This window comes from Pseudomonas sp. N40(2020) (genome assembly GCF_014472415.1).
In the GTDB taxonomy this organism is placed as follows: domain Bacteria; phylum Pseudomonadota; class Gammaproteobacteria; order Pseudomonadales; family Pseudomonadaceae; genus Aquipseudomonas.
In genome coordinates, this window is the sequence record NZ_JACSZV010000015.1 from 41,560 (window position 1) to 59,267 (window position 17,708).

At 59.1% G+C, this 17,708-nt stretch carries 19 protein-coding genes; 17 read left to right on the forward strand and 2 right to left on the reverse strand.

Features of this window, described 5'->3' with window-relative positions; genetic code table 11:
• Nucleotides 1–38: 38 nt before the first annotated feature.
• Complete coding sequence (locus tag IAI51_RS12155) at nt 39–986, forward strand: dihydrodipicolinate synthase family protein (protein ID WP_187678710.1); 948 nt, start codon at nt 39–41, stop codon at nt 984–986.
• Between the two features lie 92 nt (nt 987–1,078).
• Nucleotides 1,079–2,344, forward strand: a complete 1,266-nt coding sequence (locus IAI51_RS12160) for an NAD(P)/FAD-dependent oxidoreductase (RefSeq protein WP_187678711.1) — start codon at nt 1,079–1,081, stop codon at nt 2,342–2,344.
• A 47-nt stretch (nt 2,345–2,391) separates the two neighbouring features.
• On the opposite strand, the gene IAI51_RS12165 is transcribed toward IAI51_RS12160, so the two are convergent.
• Nucleotides 2,392–3,321: a Gfo/Idh/MocA family protein gene (locus tag IAI51_RS12165; RefSeq protein ID WP_187678712.1), complete on the reverse strand. Its 930-nt coding sequence runs from the start codon at nt 3,319–3,321 to the stop codon at nt 2,392–2,394.
• Between the two features lie 188 nt (nt 3,322–3,509).
• Between IAI51_RS12165 and IAI51_RS12170 the strand changes: the two genes are divergently transcribed.
• The 6 genes from IAI51_RS12170 to IAI51_RS12195 all read left to right on the forward strand — a co-directional run bounded on the left by IAI51_RS12170 (nt 3,510) and on the right by IAI51_RS12195 (nt 8,212).
• Complete coding sequence (locus IAI51_RS12170; RefSeq protein ID WP_187678713.1) at nt 3,510–4,559, forward strand: NAD(P)-dependent alcohol dehydrogenase; 1,050 nt, start codon at nt 3,510–3,512, stop codon at nt 4,557–4,559.
• Between the two features lie 116 nt (nt 4,560–4,675).
• Nucleotides 4,676–5,383, forward strand: coding sequence for a tRNA (adenine(22)-N(1))-methyltransferase (locus tag IAI51_RS12175; RefSeq protein WP_187678714.1), 708 nt, complete (start codon nt 4,676–4,678; stop codon nt 5,381–5,383).
• Between the two features lie 163 nt (nt 5,384–5,546).
• Nucleotides 5,547–5,762 carry a tautomerase family protein gene (locus IAI51_RS12180; RefSeq protein WP_187678715.1) on the forward strand — a complete coding sequence of 72 codons (216 nt, stop codon included), beginning with the start codon at nt 5,547–5,549 and terminating at the stop codon, nt 5,760–5,762.
• Nucleotides 5,759–6,415, forward strand: a complete 657-nt coding sequence (locus IAI51_RS12185) for a DsbA family oxidoreductase (RefSeq protein ID WP_187678716.1) — start codon at nt 5,759–5,761, stop codon at nt 6,413–6,415. Before IAI51_RS12180 ends, IAI51_RS12185 begins: the two co-directional genes overlap by 4 nt.
• 50 nt (nt 6,416–6,465) lie before the next feature.
• On the forward strand, nt 6,466–7,176 hold the full coding sequence (locus tag IAI51_RS12190; RefSeq protein ID WP_187678717.1) for an SDR family NAD(P)-dependent oxidoreductase: 711 nt from the start codon (nt 6,466–6,468) through the stop codon (nt 7,174–7,176).
• Nucleotides 7,177–7,288: 112 nt separating this feature from the next.
• Entirely contained in the window at nt 7,289–8,212 is a 924-nt protein-coding gene (locus tag IAI51_RS12195; RefSeq protein ID WP_187678718.1) for a LysR family transcriptional regulator, read from the forward strand.
• A 14-nt stretch (nt 8,213–8,226) separates the two neighbouring features.
• On the opposite strand, the gene IAI51_RS12200 is transcribed toward IAI51_RS12195, so the two are convergent.
• Nucleotides 8,227–8,811 carry a TetR/AcrR family transcriptional regulator gene (locus IAI51_RS12200; RefSeq protein WP_187678719.1) on the reverse strand — a complete coding sequence of 195 codons (585 nt, stop codon included), beginning with the start codon at nt 8,809–8,811 and terminating at the stop codon, nt 8,227–8,229.
• Between the two features lie 210 nt (nt 8,812–9,021).
• On the opposite strand from IAI51_RS12200, the gene IAI51_RS12205 reads away from it, so the two are divergent.
• The 9 genes from IAI51_RS12205 to IAI51_RS12245 all read left to right on the forward strand — a co-directional run bounded on the left by IAI51_RS12205 (nt 9,022) and on the right by IAI51_RS12245 (nt 17,681).
• A complete protein-coding gene (locus IAI51_RS12205) occupies nt 9,022–9,699 on the forward strand; it encodes a type 1 glutamine amidotransferase domain-containing protein (protein ID WP_187678720.1) in 678 nt (225 codons plus the stop codon).
• Between the two features lie 115 nt (nt 9,700–9,814).
• A complete protein-coding gene (locus tag IAI51_RS12210; protein ID WP_187678721.1) occupies nt 9,815–10,939 on the forward strand; it encodes an alkene reductase in 1,125 nt (374 codons plus the stop codon).
• Between the two features lie 186 nt (nt 10,940–11,125).
• On the forward strand, nt 11,126–11,575 hold the full coding sequence (locus IAI51_RS12215; RefSeq protein ID WP_187678722.1) for a thiol-disulfide oxidoreductase DCC family protein: 450 nt from the start codon (nt 11,126–11,128) through the stop codon (nt 11,573–11,575).
• Entirely contained in the window at nt 11,572–12,126 is a 555-nt protein-coding gene (gene folE, locus IAI51_RS12220) for a GTP cyclohydrolase I FolE (RefSeq protein ID WP_187678723.1), read from the forward strand. The genes IAI51_RS12215 and folE overlap by 4 nt, the downstream gene beginning before the upstream one ends.
• A gap of 125 nt (nt 12,127–12,251) precedes the next feature.
• Nucleotides 12,252–12,794: a DUF3833 domain-containing protein gene (locus IAI51_RS12225; RefSeq protein ID WP_187678724.1), complete on the forward strand. Its 543-nt coding sequence runs from the start codon at nt 12,252–12,254 to the stop codon at nt 12,792–12,794.
• Complete coding sequence (locus IAI51_RS12230; RefSeq protein ID WP_187678725.1) at nt 12,791–13,501, forward strand: SDR family oxidoreductase; 711 nt, start codon at nt 12,791–12,793, stop codon at nt 13,499–13,501. The genes IAI51_RS12225 and IAI51_RS12230 overlap by 4 nt, the downstream gene beginning before the upstream one ends.
• A 14-nt stretch (nt 13,502–13,515) precedes the next feature.
• Complete coding sequence (locus IAI51_RS12235) at nt 13,516–13,818, forward strand: DUF6482 family protein (RefSeq protein ID WP_187678726.1); 303 nt, start codon at nt 13,516–13,518, stop codon at nt 13,816–13,818.
• Between the two features lie 28 nt (nt 13,819–13,846).
• Complete coding sequence (locus IAI51_RS12240; RefSeq protein ID WP_187678727.1) at nt 13,847–15,385, forward strand: cryptochrome/photolyase family protein; 1,539 nt, start codon at nt 13,847–13,849, stop codon at nt 15,383–15,385.
• Between the two features lie 124 nt (nt 15,386–15,509).
• Nucleotides 15,510–17,681 carry an ATP-binding protein gene (locus IAI51_RS12245; protein ID WP_187678728.1) on the forward strand — a complete coding sequence of 724 codons (2,172 nt, stop codon included), beginning with the start codon at nt 15,510–15,512 and terminating at the stop codon, nt 17,679–17,681.
• The last annotated feature ends 27 nt before the right edge of the window (nt 17,682–17,708 follow it).

Here is a 17,708-nt window from a genome sequence, read left to right on the forward strand (position 1 = left end):
TCAACCCAATCCGAATGATGTGCCAAGGAGTTAAAACAATGAGCGACAACGTCTTCACTGGTTGCATGCCGGCCCTGATGACCCCGTGCACCGCCCAGCGCAAACCGGACTTCGACGCATTGGTGGCCAAGGGTCGCGAGCTGATCGATATCGGCATGAGCGCGGTGGTGTATTGCGGCTCCATGGGCGACTGGCCGCTGCTCACCGAGGCCGAGCGTCAGGAAGGCGTGGCGCGGCTAGTCGCGGCGGGCATTCCAACCATCGTCGGCACCGGGGCTGTGAATAGCCGCGAAGCGGTGTCCCATGCCGCCCACGCCGCGAAAGTCGGCGCGCAGGGTTTGATGGTAATTCCACGAGTGCTGTCCCGGGGTGCTTCGGCCGCCGCGCAGAAGGCTCACTTCGCTGCAATTCTCAAAGCAGCTCCCGGGCTGCCGGCGGTTATCTACAACAGCCCTTACTACGGCTTCGCCACCCGCGCCGATCTGTTCTTCGACCTGCGTCGCGAGCACCCGAACCTGATCGGCTTCAAGGAGTTCGGTGGCGGTGCCGACTTGCGCTACGCGGCGGAAAACATCACCTCCAAAGATGATGGCGTGACACTGATGGTCGGCGTCGACACCCAAGTCGTGCACGGCTTCGTCAACTGCAACGCCACCGGAGCCATTACCGGTATCGGCAACGCCCTGCCTCGCGAAGTGCTGCAACTGGTGGCGCTGAGCAAGCAAGCGGCCAAGGGAGACGCCAAAGCCCGACGTCAGGCGCAGGAGCTGGAATCGGCGCTGGCGGTGTTGTCGTCCTTCGACGAGGGTTGCGATCTGGTGCTGTATTACAAACACCTGATGGTGCTCAACGGTGACAAGAAATACACCCTGCACTTCAACGAGACCGATGCGTTGAGTGACTCCCAGCGTCGTTATGCGCAGACCCAATACGCGCTGTTCCGTCACTGGTACGAGAACTGGTCGGCAGAGCAGAACTTCGCCTGATCTGGAAAGACTTTGAGCTAGCCCGCGCGTCGCTGCCAATGCTGGCGCGCAAGGCCGGTCGCCTGTTCGATGGGCAAAGGGAAAACTGAAAAATGTCGAATAATCCCGTGCACGACATCGCCGTGGTCGGCGCCGGCATCATCGGCGTCGCTTGCGCCCTGCGTCTGGCTCGCCAAGGCTTGCGAGTAATCGTCATCGATCAACAGGAACCCGGCCACGGCGCCTCGTTCGGCAATGCCGGGCACTTGGCGACCGAGCAGGTATTTCCGATTGCCGATGTGTCGATTCTCAAGCGCTTGCCGGCCATGCTGATGGACCCGATGGGCCCGCTGCGGCTGGACTGGAAATACCTGCCTCGTGCGCTGCCCTGGTTCACGCGGCTGCTGCTGAATCTGCGCTTGGAACCTTTCAGCCAAACCGTCGCGGGATTGCGCGCGCTGAATGAAAGCAGCCTCGATGCCTGGCATCGTTTACTCGCGGATATCCAGCGCCCCGAACTGCTGAAAGTCGACGGTTCATTGCTGGTATTCGAACGCGCCGAATCGCGTCAGACCATCGAAACGCTGCAGGCTCGCTTGCGTCAGCAGCAAGTGCCTGTCGATTTCTGGCAGGCCGGCGCTGTACGGGAAACCGCGCCGCAACTTAGCGAACAGATTCAGGGCGGCCTGTTCTTTCCGAGCACCGGGCATTTCATCGATCCGTATCGCGTGGTGTGCGAGCTGGTCGAGGCAGCAAAGGCCGGCGGCGTGAGCTTTGTGAAGGAACAGGTTCAGGGCGGGTATGTGCAGGCCAGCGGTGTTTCCCTGATCACCAAAACCGGCGATCTGACCGCGAGCCGCGTATTGATCGCCTGCGGTGCGCACTCGGCAAAACTCACCGCCGCGCTCACGGGCAAGAAAGTGCCGCTGGACACAGAACGCGGTTATCACCTGATGCTGCCCGCCGAACACAACCGCCTGCCCTTCCCTGTCACCTCGCTGGAACGCAAGTTCATCATGACGCCAATGTCCGATGGCTTGAGATTGGCGGGCACCGTCGAGTTCGCCGGGCTGGAGCGGCCACCGAGCATGGAGCGCGCGTGGCAATTGCATCGGTTGAGCAAGGGTTTGTTTCGCAAGGATCTGAGTGCTGAGGCGGCGACCCCGTGGATGGGCTTTCGACCGTCGTTGCCGGATTCGCTGCCAGTGATTGATCAGGTGTGCGGGGGCAAAGTGCTGCTTGCTTTTGGGCATCAGCATCTGGGGCTGACGCAGGCGGCGGTGACGGCGGAGATGGTTGTGGGGATGGCCTCTGCGACAGCGCTGAATCCATCGATCGGTTTGCCGAGTATCGAGCCTTACGCGCTTTCTCGCTTCTGATAAAAAAGCCTGCTCTCAGCGCAGGCTTTCGATGGGGTACGTCGGGATCAGGCGTCGTAAAACGCCTCAACCGCCACCCGACTCCCCACAAAGAAACTATCCGCCACCAACCGCAACGGCTGCAGATCCAGATCACTGGCCTTGTCGTGAATCAACTGCTGGAAATGTCGATACACCGCCGCGTACTCGCCCTCCTCCGACACGGCTTGGCGCACGCCGTCGATACTCAACACCGCGCCCCCGTTATCCAGGCGCAGCACACCCTCGGCGCAGCGAATCTCGATGCTCCAGAGTTCGTCATGACCATGGTCGAAATCGAACTCGGCGCGCACATCGAGGTGGCGCGCGTCAGACATTTTGATCGACGCGGCAATCGGCGACTGGCAGTTACTCGGCACGCGCAGTTCGGCCGATTCGACGAACAACGGCAGCGCCAGCAAGTGGGTCGCGATCGACAAGGCATTGATGCCCGGATCGAAAACGCCCAGGCCGCCCGGTTGCCAGATCCAGGTCTGGCCGGGATGCCACTTGCGCACGTCTTCCTTCCAGTCGATCTGCACGCTTTGCAGGGTGCGAGTGGCGAGCCAGTCGCGGGCGGCGGCAATGCCCGGCGCATAGCGTGAATGCCAGGCAAACAACGCGCTGACGCCTTGCTGTTCAGCCAGCGTCACCAACGCCATCGCTTCACCCAACGTGGCGCAAGGCGGTTTTTCCACCAACACATGCTTACCAGCTGCCAGTGCCTGTTGCACCAGAGCGAAGCGACCTTGCGGTGGCGTGCAGAACGCAATCGCATCAACCGGCGGGCCGTTTTCGAGCAACTCGCTCAACGACTGAAAATTCTCTACACCGGCGCAGGGCTTGCCTTGCGTGGCGACAGACACCAACTGGAATCCGGGATTGGCGAGGATCGCCGGGACGTGTTGATCCTGCGCAATTTTGCCGTAGCCCACCAGGCCGAGACGGATCGGTTGCATCAATGACTCCTGCTTTTGTTTGTTTTAGTCAGCGAAGCGGCAGATTACCTGCAAACCTCGCGGTCGTCTGTCGGTGCAACGTCACAAGCATCCGCAGGATCAGGCAAGCATTGCACAGGAATGCACTACTCCACTGCCGCGCAGAACCGCAAAGATGGGCATCCGACAACCCCATTGAGGACGTTCTTATGCTCGTACAAGCCTACGGTGCCCACGCTGGCGACAAACCCTTTGAGCCGATGCAGATCAACCGCCGCGCGCCGGCCGCTCACGATGTGCAGATCGACATCGCCTTCTGTGGCATCTGCCATTCGGACTTGCATCAGGTACGCGCCGAATGGGCGGGCACGCAGTTCCCTTGCGTGCCGGGGCATGAAATCGTCGGTCGCGTCTCGGCCGTCGGTGCACATGTCACGGATTTCAAAGTCGGCGATCTGGTCGGCGTCGGTTGCATCGTCGACAGCTGCAAACATTGCGACGACTGCGAGACCGGTCTGGAAAACTATTGCGACGGGATGATCGGCACCTACAATTTCCCGACCCCGGACGCACCGGGCTGGACGCTGGGCGGCTACTCGCAAAACATCGTCGTGCATGAACGCTACGTGCTGCGCATCCGCCATCCAGAGGCGCAACTCGCGGCCGTCGCGCCGCTGCTGTGTGCGGGGATCACCACTTACTCGCCGCTGCGTCACTGGAATGCCGGGCCAGGCAAAAAGGTCGGAGTGGTCGGCATCGGCGGCCTCGGTCACATGGGCATCAAACTGGCCCACGCCATGGGCGCGCATGTGGTGGCATTCACCACGTCCGAATCGAAACGCGAAGCGGCGAAACAATTGGGTGCCGACGAGGTGGTCGTGTCGCGCAATGCCGAGGAGATGGCCGCACACGCGAAGAGCTTCGACTTCATCCTCAACACGGTTGCAGCGCCACACGATCTCGATGCGTTTCTGGTTCTGCTCAAACGTGACGGTGCATTGACGCTGGTCGGTGCGCCTGCCTCGCCGCATCCGTCGCCCAACGTGTTCAACCTGATCATGAAGCGCCGCACCATTGCCGGGTCGATGATTGGCGGTATTTCAGAGACGCAGGAGATGCTGGATTTCTGCGCAGAGCACGGCATCGTCTCCGACATCGAACTGATCCGCGCTGATCAGATCAACGAATCCTACGAGCGGATGCTCAAGGGCGACGTGAAGTATCGCTTCGTGATCGATAACGCGACGCTGACCGTCTAAGCGCTACGTGCCGTGACCCTTGTCGCCGGAATTTGACATGCGCCGTGTTGCTCGCCAGAGTCGCACCCCTTTTGCGGACTTACGCGCCGCAGGTTTGTGCTGAACAGGGGTTGCCGTTGAACGAACAGACATTGTCCACGCGCCTGGAGCGTGTGGCGGCGCATGTGCCTGCCGGCGCACGGCTGGCCGATATCGGCTCGGATCACGGCTATCTGCCGGTGGCGTTGATGCGCCGTGGTCTCGTAGAAGCAGCGGTGGCTGGTGAGGTGGCGTTGACGCCGTTTCATGCAGCCGAACGTACCGTGCGCGAGAACGACCTGCACCACCGAATCACCGTGCGCCTGGCCAATGGTCTGGCAGCTATCAAACCGGAAGACGGGGTCACCGCCATCACTATTTGCGGCATGGGCGGCGAGACCATTCGGGACATCCTCGACAGCGGCAAATCTTGCTTGAGCGGGCAGGAACGCCTGATCCTGCAACCCAACGGCGGCGAGCAGCCACTGCGCCAATGGCTGATGAATAACCGCTACCGCATCCTCAGCGAAGAAGTGCTGCGCGAGAACCGTTTCGACTACGAAATCATCGTTGCCGAGCGTGCAGCGTCAGTGACGTATACCGACCAGGAGCTGTACTTCGGCCCGTTACAGATGCAGGCACGCAGTCCGGCGTTTCTGACCAAGTGGCAACGCAAGCTGCGCCAGAAGCAGAAGACCCTGAGCCACTTCTCCCGGGCCCGGCAGGCGTTGCCCGAGGCGAAAGTGCAAGAGGTCGCGCGACAGGCACAGTGGATCGAGCAGATGTTGGCGCCGGCCTCGCTGTAGCTCCGGGTGGTGCCGCAATCAGGGCCATCACGCCGTTTACATTTGATACACCGCATCACAAATGATGTACCTCAAGCCCCATTTATCAATCTCCAGCAACTTCTTAAAGTTCTCTCCAACAGCAGCCCATCATCCCGACAGGCCTGCGACTGGAGATATTCAAATGCCTTTCATCAGCGTGCGTATCACCCGTGACGGCGTCACCCGGGAGCAGAAAGCCCAGGTGATCAAGGAAATCACGGAAACGATGGAACGGGTTCTGAACAAGGATCCGAAACTCACCCACATCGTGATCGAGGAAGTTGACACCGATAACTGGGGTTATGCCGGTATGACGACCACGGAGTACCGCAAACAGTTGACGGACTCGCCGTCATGAGCCGCACGGTAAAAATCGATTTTGTCTCGGATGTCGTCTGCCCTTGGTGTGCACTGGGCGCTACCGCACTTGAGCAAGCGATCGTGAACCTGGCCGGTGAAGTCGAGGTTGAGCTGACTTACAAACCGTTCGAGCTGAATCCGGACATGCCGGCGGAAGGTGAAAACGCCATCGCCCACATGATCCGCAAGTACGGCCGCACGGCTCAGCAAGTGGCCGAGCGCAACGCAATGATCATTGAACGCGGCGCGCAGATCGGTTTTCGCTTTGACCTGGAAAAACGCAGTCATTTTTACAACACGTTCGATGCCCATCGCTTGTTGCTTTGGGCATCGACACAGGGGCTCCAGCGCGAACTGAAGAAAGTCCTGTTACGGGCTTACTTCGCGGACGGAAAGAACCCGAATGACCGTGAAACGCTGGTGACGCTGGCTGGCGAAGTTGGCCTTGATACCGAACGTGCGCAGGCAGTGCTGGCATCCGATGAGTTGAGTCGCGAAGTCCGTGAACTTGAAGCGTTTTACCAGCAGCGCGGCATCAACTCGGTTCCGGCGATGGTTCTGAATGATCGGCAACTCATGTCCGGATCGCTATCGGTCGCCGAATACGAGCAAGCGCTACGTCAGGCAGCGCAGGTCGCGGCTCACGTCTGACAGTTGCAAATTTGTTTACTCAATTAACTTCGATTCAATGAGGATTCATCATGAGCACGTCCAATAAAGTTGTAGTGATTACTGGCGCATCCCAAGGCATTGGCGCAGGTTTGGTAAAGGGTTTCCGTGATCGCGGCTATCAGGTGGTCGCCACTTCCCGCTCGATCAAACCGTCTACAGACCCGGATATTCTGACCGTCGCTGGCGACATTGCTGACCCTGAAACCGCCGAGCGCGTTATCCGCGAAGCCGTTGCACGCTTCGGCCGTATCGATACGCTGGTCAACAATGCCGGTATCTTCGTGGCGAAGCCGTTCACCGAGTACAGCAAAGCAGATTACGCTCAGGTCGTGGCCACCAACATGAGCGGCTTCTTCCACATCTCCCAACTGGCCATTGCCGAGATGGAGAAGCACAACAGCGGACACATCGTCAGCGTCACCACCAGCCTGGTGGATCATGCGATTGACGGCGTACCGTCGGTGCTGGCCTCGCTGACCAAGGGTGGCATCAACGCTGCGACCAAATCGCTGGCCATCGAGTATGCCAAGCGCGGCATTCGGGTCAACGCCGTGTCACCAGGCATCATCAAGACCCCGATGCATGGCGTCGAGACTCACGAAGCACTGGGCAACCTGCACCCGGTTGGCCACATGGGCGAAATTGATGACATCGTTCAAGCGATCCTTTATCTGGACACCGCGAACTTCGTGACCGGCGAAATCCTTCACGTCGACGGGGGCCAGAGTGCAGGTCATTGATCCAGACGTTTTGTTTACGACATGAAAAAGCACCGCCGGCCTATACCGGCGGTGCCTTTTCATGTGGTACACACCCGAATGAAATGTCCGTTGATTCTCGGTGTAATCGATTATGAAGCGCCACTTTGATGACTTGCAGTTGGGCAGTATCGAGCTCTTTTGCCTCGCCGCCGAGGCCGGTAGCTTCACGGCTGCCGCCCAACTGGCCGGGGTAACACCGGCAGCGGTGAGCCGGTCGATTCTGCGCATGGAGCAGAGGCTGGGTTCGCGCCTGTTTACCCGAACGACGCGCAGCATTCGATTGACCGAAGCGGGAAGAAAGTTTTTCGAGCAATGCAGTCAGGCACTGACGCAACTGGTTGAAGCCCAGCAAGAAGTCATGGGCGCGCAGACGACACCTTCGGGGCAGTTACGCATCAGTGTGCCGACCACTTACGGGCATCACCGCATTCTGCCGCTGTTGCCAAAGTTTCGCGCGCTCTATCCCGAAGTCTCCGTGGATATTCACTTGGGCAATCGCAACATCGACTTCGTCGCGGAAGGCTACGATCTGGCGATCCGGGTTCGGGCGCAACCGGACTCGACCATGATCGCGCGCTTGCTGGAAGACGCGAAGCTGGTGGTGGTCGCCTCGCCCGACTATCTGCACAAGGCCGGCATGCCGAAAACCCTGGAAGACCTGGATCAGCACGAGTGCATCCAGTTTGAGTTGCCCAGCAGCGGGCGAAAAATTTCGTGGCTGTTTCTGGAGGATGGCACGGATCGTGAGGTGTACTCCGACGGAGGCTACTCCTGTTCTGACGATGTGCTCGGCGGTGTGACGCTGGCCAGAAACGGCGCGGGACTGTTCCAGACCTACAAGTTCATTGTCGAACAGGAACTGGCAGACGGCCGTCTCGTCGAGGTTCTTCAGCCCTATAAAGGTCGTTCCCGGCCATACACCTTGCTGTACCCGCACGGTCGCTACGTTCCCCAACGCGTGCGGGCGTTCGTGGATTTCCTCCTGCAATATCGCGATGAATGGGCGGTGATTTAACCGTGAACGCCGCGTTAAACACCCAGCAGCTGCTTGGTCGTCGCCATCGAGGTGTTCAGCGACTGCCCCGTGCGCTGCAGTTTGTTTAGCAGGCTGGCGCCCAACCACAGTTGATACAGGGTTTCAGCCAAGTGCCGGGCGTCTCCCGCAGGCAGGCTTTTTTCAGCCTGGCCCTGTTCGATGCACTGGGTAATGCGGGCCACCACCCGTTCGGCGCCATCTCGCAATGTGAGGCGCATGGACTCGGACAAGTCGGCCACTTCGGCACTGAGCTTGACCACCAGACATTCGTCACCATGCCCTTCAAGAGTGCAACGGTTCTGCCAGCCCTGCCAGTAATCCATCAGCCGCTCATAGGCGTTCAGCCCTGGCAGAGTCAGGCGCTGCTCCATGTCGGCGAGGTAACAGACAAAGTAATCCTCAAGCAAGGCCTGTCCGTAGAGTTCCTTGGATTTGAAGTAGTGATAGAACGAGCCTTTGGGCACACCTGCGGTTTGCAGGATCTCGTTCAGGCCAACACTGGTGAAGCCCTTCTCGGCCATCATCCGGTGACCCGTGTCGAGCAAGTGTTGGCGAGTATCGTCGTAGGTCGCTTTCATGGGGCGCTAAATACCAAACAATAGACCAGTCGTATATTTCGAAGAAATGCGAGTTTGCCACACCCGAGGTCTAAAAACCCACAGGCAAAAAAATTACTAGACGACTGGTCTAATTGGAATCTATGCTGTGTCCCGACAAACATCACCGGGTGTCCCCAACGTGCGAATCCGTCGCGCTTCGATAACACCTGATCAATGCAAGGGTGCTTTATGAAAATCCTGATGGTTCTGACTTCCCACGATCAACTCGGCAACACCGGCAAGAAAACCGGTTTCTGGCTCGAAGAATTCGCCGCGCCCTACTACGCCTTCAAGGATGCCGGTGCACAGATCACCGTGGTTTCGCCGGCCGGCGGCCAGCCACCGCTCGATCCGAAAAGCGACGAGCCAGATGCACAAACCGCAGAAACCGAGCGCTTTCGCAATGACCCGGCGACGCAACAGGTACTGGCCAACACCGGGCGTCTGGCCGATGTCAGCGCTGATGATTTCGATGCCGTGTTCTACCCGGGTGGCCACGGCCCGCTGTGGGACCTGGCCGAAGACAAGCAGTCGATCGCGTTGATCGAAGCTTTCGACCGTGCCAACAAGCCCCACGGATTTGTCTGCCATGCACCGGGTGTGCTGCGTCACGTCCTGAATGCCGACGGCAAACCGCTGATTCAAAACCGCGAAGTGACGGGCTTCACCAATGCCGAAGAAGCGGCGGTCGGTTTGACGGAAGTGGTGCCTTTCCTCATCGAAGACGAGTTCCAGCGTCTCGGCGGGCGTTATTCCAAAGTCGCCGACTGGCAGGTGTATGTGGTGGCTGACGGGCAACTGGTCACCGGACAGAATCCGGCAAGCTCCGCCGCTGTCGCCGAGAAACTGCTGAAGATGCTCGGCTAAGCCTTTTACAACTCCAGACACCGTGTGCGGCTTGCACGGTGTTTTTTTTCGCTCATCAACTAGTCGACTGGTCTAATAAACGACCGGATTGCAGACATTTATCAAGGTCAACTCCATGAACAACAGCAGCTTCTTCAAGCCCGCCAAACTGGGCGTTCACACCCTGAAAAACCGCATCGTTCTGCCGCCCCTCACCCGCCAGCGCAGCACGCAACCGGGCAACATCGCCAACGAGCTGATGGCCGAGTATTACCAGCAGCGTGCCGGCGCCGGTTTGCTCGTCACCGAAGGCACACAGATCGAACCGCGTGGCCAGGGTTACGCCTGGACCCCGGGCATTCACACACCTGAGCAAATCGCCGGCTGGCGCAAAGTCACCGAGGCCGTGCATGCCGTCGATGGCATGATCTTCGCCCAGTTGTGGCATGTGGGCCGGGTTTCCCACACCGCGTTGCAGCCCGAAGGCGCGGCACCTGTATCAGCGTCCGCAGTGTCTACCGACCGAGTCAGCGTGTTCATCGAAACCGCGCCTGGCGCGGGTGAGCTGGTATCGCCGTCCGCTCCTCGCGCGTTGACCACCGATGAAGTGCAGGAACTGATTCAGCTCTACATTCAGGCTGCACGCAACGCGATGGACGCCGGGTTCGACGGCATCGAACTGCACTGCGCCAACGGCTATCTGGTCAACCAGTTCATCTCCGCCCACAGCAATCTGCGCACCGATCAGTACGGTGGTTCGTTGCAAAATCGCCTGCGTTTTCTGCGCGAAGTGGTAGCCGGTGTCGCCGAGTGCATCGGCAAGGAGAAAGTCGGCGTACGTTTCGCGCCGCTGTTCAGCACCACCGATGAAGCGCGGACTTACCTGGGCCTGGTCGAGGAAGATCCGCACACCACTTACATTGAGGCGATCAAAGTGCTGGAAGAGGTAGGCATTGCCTATCTGTCGATCGCCGAAGCGGACTGGGACAATGCACCCGCCATGCCGCAAACCTTTCGCCAAGCGGTGCGCGACACCTTCAGCGGCGCGATCATTTACGCCGGACGCTACAACGCGCAATCCGGTGCGCAGTTGCTCGATTCTGGCCTGGCAGACTTTGTCGCCTTCGGCCGCCCGTTCATGGCCAACCCGGACCTGCCCGCGCGGATCGCCAATGACTGGCCGCTGAACGCGCTGAACCCGGCCACGGTGTATGGCGGCAATGCCGAAGGGTACGTGGATTACCCGGCCTACCTCGCCTGACGCAAAGAGCCCGAAACAGTGCTCCCGCTCTTGCGGGAGCGCTGCTTTGCGCCGCCCAATCCGCTCCCGGTTCCGTGGGGCGCCTGGATGTAACGACTTCCTATCTTCACAAAAAGAATGGCGCTCCATTGTCAGCTCGATTTTTTCGGCCTATCTTTATAAAAAGCCTATACAAGGCATGCCGCAATGTACAACTTAGAGCCGTGGCCACTGACGCTTTACTTTGACGGTGAATGCCCGCTCTGTGCGCGAGAAATCAAGCTGTTACGCCAACACGCCGTCGAAACACGCCTGCGCTTCGTTGACCTTAGCCATGAGGACTTCGATCCAGCCGCACTGGGGTTCACGCTTAAGCAAATGCAATCCTCACTGCATGCACGATTCGACGATGGACGCTGGGTAAAAGGCCTCGACGCTACGCTATGGAGCTGGCGAGCCGCAGGGCTTGGCGTCTGGGTCGCCCCCCTGAGCTGGCGTTTGACCCGGCCTTTGTTTGCCATTGCTTATCGCTTGTTCTGCCACCTGCGTCCTCACTTGGCCTGGCTGCCTCACCCGGACGGCAGCCGTCGTTGTCACGACAGCCACAGCAGTTGCCGCACTCCTATCCTGTCGCAACGCCGCGAGAAATCCGAATGACTGAATCATTAGCCAACCATTACCGTGAAATTCTTCTCGGCGTCGGTGAAAACCCCGACCGCGAAGGCCTGCGGGACACGCCCAAGCGTGCAGCCAAAGCCATGCAGTACCTGTGCGACGGCTACTCGATGAACCTGGAAGGCATCATCAATGGCGCGCTGTTCGAGTCACAGAACGATGAAATGGTCATCGTTCGCGACATCGAGCTTTATTCACTGTGCGAACACCACATGCTGCCCTTCATCGGCAAGGCCCACGTGGCCTACATCCCGACTGGCCGGGTGCTGGGGCTGTCGAAAGTGGCCCGGGTGGTCGATATGTTCGCGCGCCGCTTGCAGATCCAGGAAAACCTGACCAGACAGATCGCCGATGCGATCCAGCAAATTACCGATGCTGCGGGTGTAGCCGTGGTCATTGAGGCCCGGCACATGTGCATGATGATGCGCGGTGTGGCAAAGCAGAATTCGGTCATGACGTCATCGGTCATGCTCGGTGCCTTTCGAGAGTCCTCTAGCACGCGTCAGGAGTTCCTCCAACTGATCAGCCGATGAAAGTGATTTCGTTGGCGGTTTGTCGAGTCAAATACGCCATTAAACCTGTACAAGCATAGATAGCTGTACAAGCACTTTTGTGGAATGTCCTCCACCTCGACCTGTGTATTCAGGGAGTAAAAACAATGACCCGTTTTTTGGTTTTACTGGCTCTGGTGCTCAGCCTGTCGAGCTGTGGCAGCGTTGAGGTCGGGCACTATGCCGACCAGCAACCGGCCTTCAACCTGGAGAAGTTTTTTAGCAAACCCGTCAAAGCCTGGGGGATGTTTCAAAAACGCTCTGGCGAAGTCGTCAAGCGCTTCGAGGTGAACATCGAGAGTCGCCGCGAGGGTAACAACCTGATTCTCGACGAGCGTTTTCTCTATAGCGACGGCACTCGCGAGCGTCGCGTCTGGACCCTGACCCCGGAAGGTGCGGGCAAATGGCGCGGCCGCGCCGGCGATGTGGTCGGTGAGGCGAAGGGTGAAGTTGCCGGCAACGCGCTGCGTTGGCGCTACATCTTGAGCCTGCCGGTCGATGGCTCCGTTTATGAAGTGAGCATGGACGACTGGATGTACTTGATGGACGAAGACACCTTGATCAATCGCACCACCATGTCCAAGTTCGGTGTCGAGATCGGCCAAGTGACATTGTTCTTCCGTCGCCAGAGTGCGGGAGACAATCAATGACCGACTCGCTCACGATGACTTCACTGGGTGACGGCTACCGCGCCCTGGTCATCGGCGCCAGTGGCGCACTCGGCGCTGCGTTCTGCGAGTGGCTGAAGCAGGACTCTCGATGTGCAGGTGTTCGTGAACTGGGGCGTAAAACGGATCCCCCGCTGGATCTGGAACGGCCAGAGACAATTGCCAGCGCCGCCGCGGAACTGGCGACAGAAGCGCCTTATCAACTGATCGTACATGCCGCCGGCCTGCTGCATCGCGATGCGATCAAGCCGGAAAAAAGCTACAGCGCGATGGAACACGACGCGCTCCAGGCAGTGTTTCAAGTAAACACGCTGGGGCCGGCGATGGTCTTGCGCTACTTCCTGCCACTGCTAGATCCCCAAGGCGCGATGGCGATGCTCTCGGCCAAGGTCGGCAGCATCGACGATAACCGTTTGGGCGGCTGGTACGCCTATCGCGCCTCCAAAGCCGCGCTGAACATGCTGATCAAAACCGCGGCCATCGAACTGGCCCGCACTCGCCCTCACAGTCGCTTGCTGAGCCTGCATCCCGGCACAGTCGTTTCGGCGCTGTCGCAACCTTTTCGCGGTGCATCGGCGGCCCGCCCGGCCAGCGTTGCCAGCCACGAATTATTGACCCTGATCGACCGGCTGACGCCGTCAGACAGCGGCCATTTCTTTGCCTACGACGGAGAACGCCTACCCTGGTAGGCAAGGAGTGATTGATGAATCTGCAAACCCTCACCGAACGCGCTGCCAATAGCGAAATACGTGAACTGGAACTGCTGTCGCTCGAAGGTGGCTTTTATCTGGCGCGCATCCGCATGGATCACGGCCATTTCACTTTGCTCGACGATGCGGCAAAACCCATGCGACTGCGCTCAATCAGTCATCTGCGGGACTTGCTGCAAACCGTTCCGGCGTTTCCCTGCGTGTTGGTGCAGCAATGTGTCCACGACGAAATGTGCGGCCGGGATTCAGGCCCGGTCGAAGAGTTGCGGCTGCCTTTTTCGCTGACAGCAACTTGATGAAGCGGACGCTGCTGGACTGTTCCGAATGAGCAAGGTCAATCGCCTGTGCCTGATCCTCGGTGATCAGCTTTCGTTTGACCTGGCCTCATTGCAAGGGCTCGATCCCGAACGGGATGCGGTGCTCATGGTCGAGGTGATGGAAGAAGCCAGCCATGTGACTCATCACCCACAAAAGATTGCCCTGATCTTTAGCGCCATGCGTCATTTCGCCAAGGCGTTGCAAGCCAGAGGCGTACGTGTGGAGTACGTCACCCTTGATGATCCGCACAACAGCGGATCGGTGCCGAGTGAATTAGGTCGCTGGCAGGCACTTCTGCAACCGGAAGAGCTGCACGTCACTGAATGTGGCGACTGGCGTCTGGAGCAGTCTCTCAGGGACTGTGATCCAGCCATTCATTGGCATGCCGATACGCGTTTTCTGTGCAGTCGAACGGAATTCAGTGCGTGGGCGGCCGGCAAAAAGCAGCTGCGTATGGAGTTTTTCTACCGCGAGATGCGCCGCAAGAGCGGGCTGTTGATCAATGGCGACGGTACGCCGGTCGGCGGCGCCTGGAACTTTGACGCCGAAAACCGCAAAGCCTTGCCCAAGGGAGTGAACGCGCCCTACCCGGCGGGTTTTTCCAACGACGCCATCACCCTCGAAGTCCTTACGCTGGTCAAAGCACGCTTCAGCCACCACTACGGTTCTCTGGACGATTTCAACTATCCAGTGACCCACGCCGACGCCCAATCACTGTGGCGTTACTTCCTCGATTATGGCCTGGCCGGGTTCGGCGATTATCAGGATGCCATGGCCAGCGATGAACCCTTTCTGTTCCATGCGCGCATCAGCGCTGCGCTCAATATCGGACTGCTGGATTTGCGTCAGATGTGCAGTGACGTGGAGTCGGCTTACTGGTCAGGCAGCGTTGCGCTGAATGCCGCCGAGGGATTCATTCGTCAACTGATCGGCTGGCGCGAATACGTGCGCGGTGTTTACTGGCTGAAGATGCCTGACTATGCCCAAGGCAATTCATTTGGTAACAAGCGCCCATTGCCGGAATTCTACTGGACTGGCGAAACGAAAATGAACTGCATGCGTCAGGCAATCGGCCAAAGCCTGAAACACGCCTATGCTCACCATATCCAGCGGCTGATGGTCACGGGGAATTTTGCGTTGCTCGCCGGCATCGCGCCGAGCCAGATCTGCGAGTGGTATCTGGCCATCTATATGGATGCGTTTGATTGGGTGGAATTGCCCAACACCTTGGGCATGGTCATGCACGCTGACGGAGGTTATCTCGGTTCCAAGCCTTACTGCGCCAGCGGCCAATACATCAATCGAATGTCTGACTACTGTCGCGGCTGTGCTTACAAGGTTAGCGAAAGCACTGCTGACAACGCATGCCCTTTCAATGCGTTGTACTGGCATTTTCTGATGCGCCATGGCGATCTTTTACGCAGCAATCAGCGTATGGGCATGATGTACAAAAACCTCGACCGCATGCCTGAGGCCAAGCAGCAGGCGCTTTGGCAGCGAGGCGAGAAGCTGCTCGCCACACTGGATGCCGGCGAGGCGTTATAAAACGGGCTTCCCCCTCCTGTGCGGGTGCAACTTAACCATCAGACGGCGTGTCAATGTGAGGATTCCCAGTGTTCGATTGAACCGCGTTGAATGAATTCAAACAAAAATCAAGAAGGCCCCTGTGGTGGAAATTCTGAAGCATCTTACTCGCGAGGAGCTTGAGGCAGAGGTGATGCGCCTGCGCCTGGCTCTGGAGAGCAGCGCAGTAGCAACACCGGAGATGGCCCAGCAGCTTGCAGCCAGCCGAGCGGCGCTCGCCAATAGTGAGGCGCGCTTCAGTACCATTCTGGAAACCATCGAGGCCGCATTCGCCATCGTCAAAGTCAAATTCGACGCCGACGACCACCCCGTGGATTATTGTTTCGTCGAGGCCAACCCGGCGTTCGAACGTCAGTGCGGCGTCAACCTGCGGGGTAAATGGGTCACAGAGTTCGCCCCTAACCTTGAGAAGTTCTGGTTCGAGACTTACGGACACGTGGCCAAGACCGGCGAGCCGGCAAACTTCGAGAATTACGCCAATACGTTTGAACGCTGGTTCGATGTGCGTGCAGTGCGGGTCGGTGACCCTGCCGATCGCCAGATCGCGATTTTCTTCAGCGACGTCACCGCACGCCGAGACGCCGAAGAGCGCTTGCGGATCAGCGAAGCGGTAGCGCGGGAAAACGTCGAGCGCGTGCAACTCGCCCTCGCGGCCGGCGCCATTATCGGTACCTGGCACTGGGATCTGCCGACCGATCGCTTCACTGTGGATGAGTCCTTCGCCAGGGTTTTTGACCTTGATCCCGCATTGGGCCGCGACGGCCTGACCCTGGAACAAGTGGTGATGACCGTACACCCCGATGACAGAGAGGGGCTCACCGGTGCGATCAATGAAGCGATTGCCCGCGGCGGCGCCTACTCCCATCAATACCGGGTGCGCCGCGCCGACGGGAAATACAACTGGATCGAGGCCAACGGTCGCGTCGAATGCGCCGACAACGGCACCCCGCTGCGCTTTCCCGGTGTGCTCATTGATGTTGAGGATCGGCGCAATGTCGAGGCGGAGCGCGACCGCGCCAACGCCGAATTGCGCGCGCTCAACGAAACTCTGGAACAGCGTGTATTGGCACGCACAGCCGATCTCATGCAAGCCGAAGAGAAATTGCGCCAATCACAAAAAATGGAAGCGGTCGGCCAACTGACCGGCGGCCTGGCCCATGACTTCAACAATCTTCTCGCCGGCATCTCGGCCGCCCTGGAACTGATAGAAAAACGCATCGCTCAAGGCCGCCTGAAGGAGGTCGACAAGTACTTGGTCACCGCCCAGGGCGCGACTAAACGCGCCGCGGCCCTGACCCATCGCCTGCTGGCCTTCTCCCGACGCCAGACCCTCGATCCACGGCCAACGGATGTGAACACCCTGATCGCCGGGGTGACCGAACTGATCCAGCGCACCGTCGGCCCGAGCATACGTTTGAATACCGTCGCCGCACCCGATCTCTGGCCGGCCCTTGTCGACGCCAGCCAACTGGAAAACGCCCTGCTGAATCTGTGCATCAACGCCCGCGATGCCATGCCCGATGGCGGAAGAATCACGGTCGAGACGGCCAATCGAACAATGGCGTTCGAGACCGCCCGTGCTCTGGACATGCCCGAGGGGGAATACCTCTGTCTATGTGTCACTGATACCGGCACTGGCATGAGCGCTGACGTCATCGCGAAAGCCTTCGACCCGTTTTTCACCACCAAGCCGCTCGGCCAAGGCACCGGCCTGGGGCTGTCGATGATCTACGGGTTCACCAAGCAATCCGGTGGTCAGGTGCGGGTGCATTCGAAAGTAGGCCAAGGCACCACGATGTGCATCTACTTGCCTCGGTATCGCGGGGAGGCGCTGCAAAATCACGATGCCACTCACAGCACGACAACGCCTCTGGCAAAAGCAGGGGAAACCATCCTGATTGTCGACGACGAGCCGACAGTGCGGATGTTGCTCATAGACGTACTCAGCGAACTCGGCTACACCCTCCTGGAAGCGGCCGACAGCGTCGAGGGACTGGAAGCATTACGCTCCAGCGCACACATCGATTTGCTCATCACTGATGTCGGATTGCCCGGCGGTATGAACGGGCGACAGATGGCCGATGCGGGCCGGGAAATCCGCCCAAAACTGAAGACCTTGTTCATTACCGGCTACGCCGAAAACGCCGTTATCGGCAGCGGCCAACTCGGGCCGGGCATGCAAGTGCTGACCAAGCCCTTTGCCGTCGACACACTGGTTTCGCGCGTCGGCAGCTTGATGTCCGCCAAACTGGATTGAGGCTGCCTCAGGCAACGACTCGCAGGC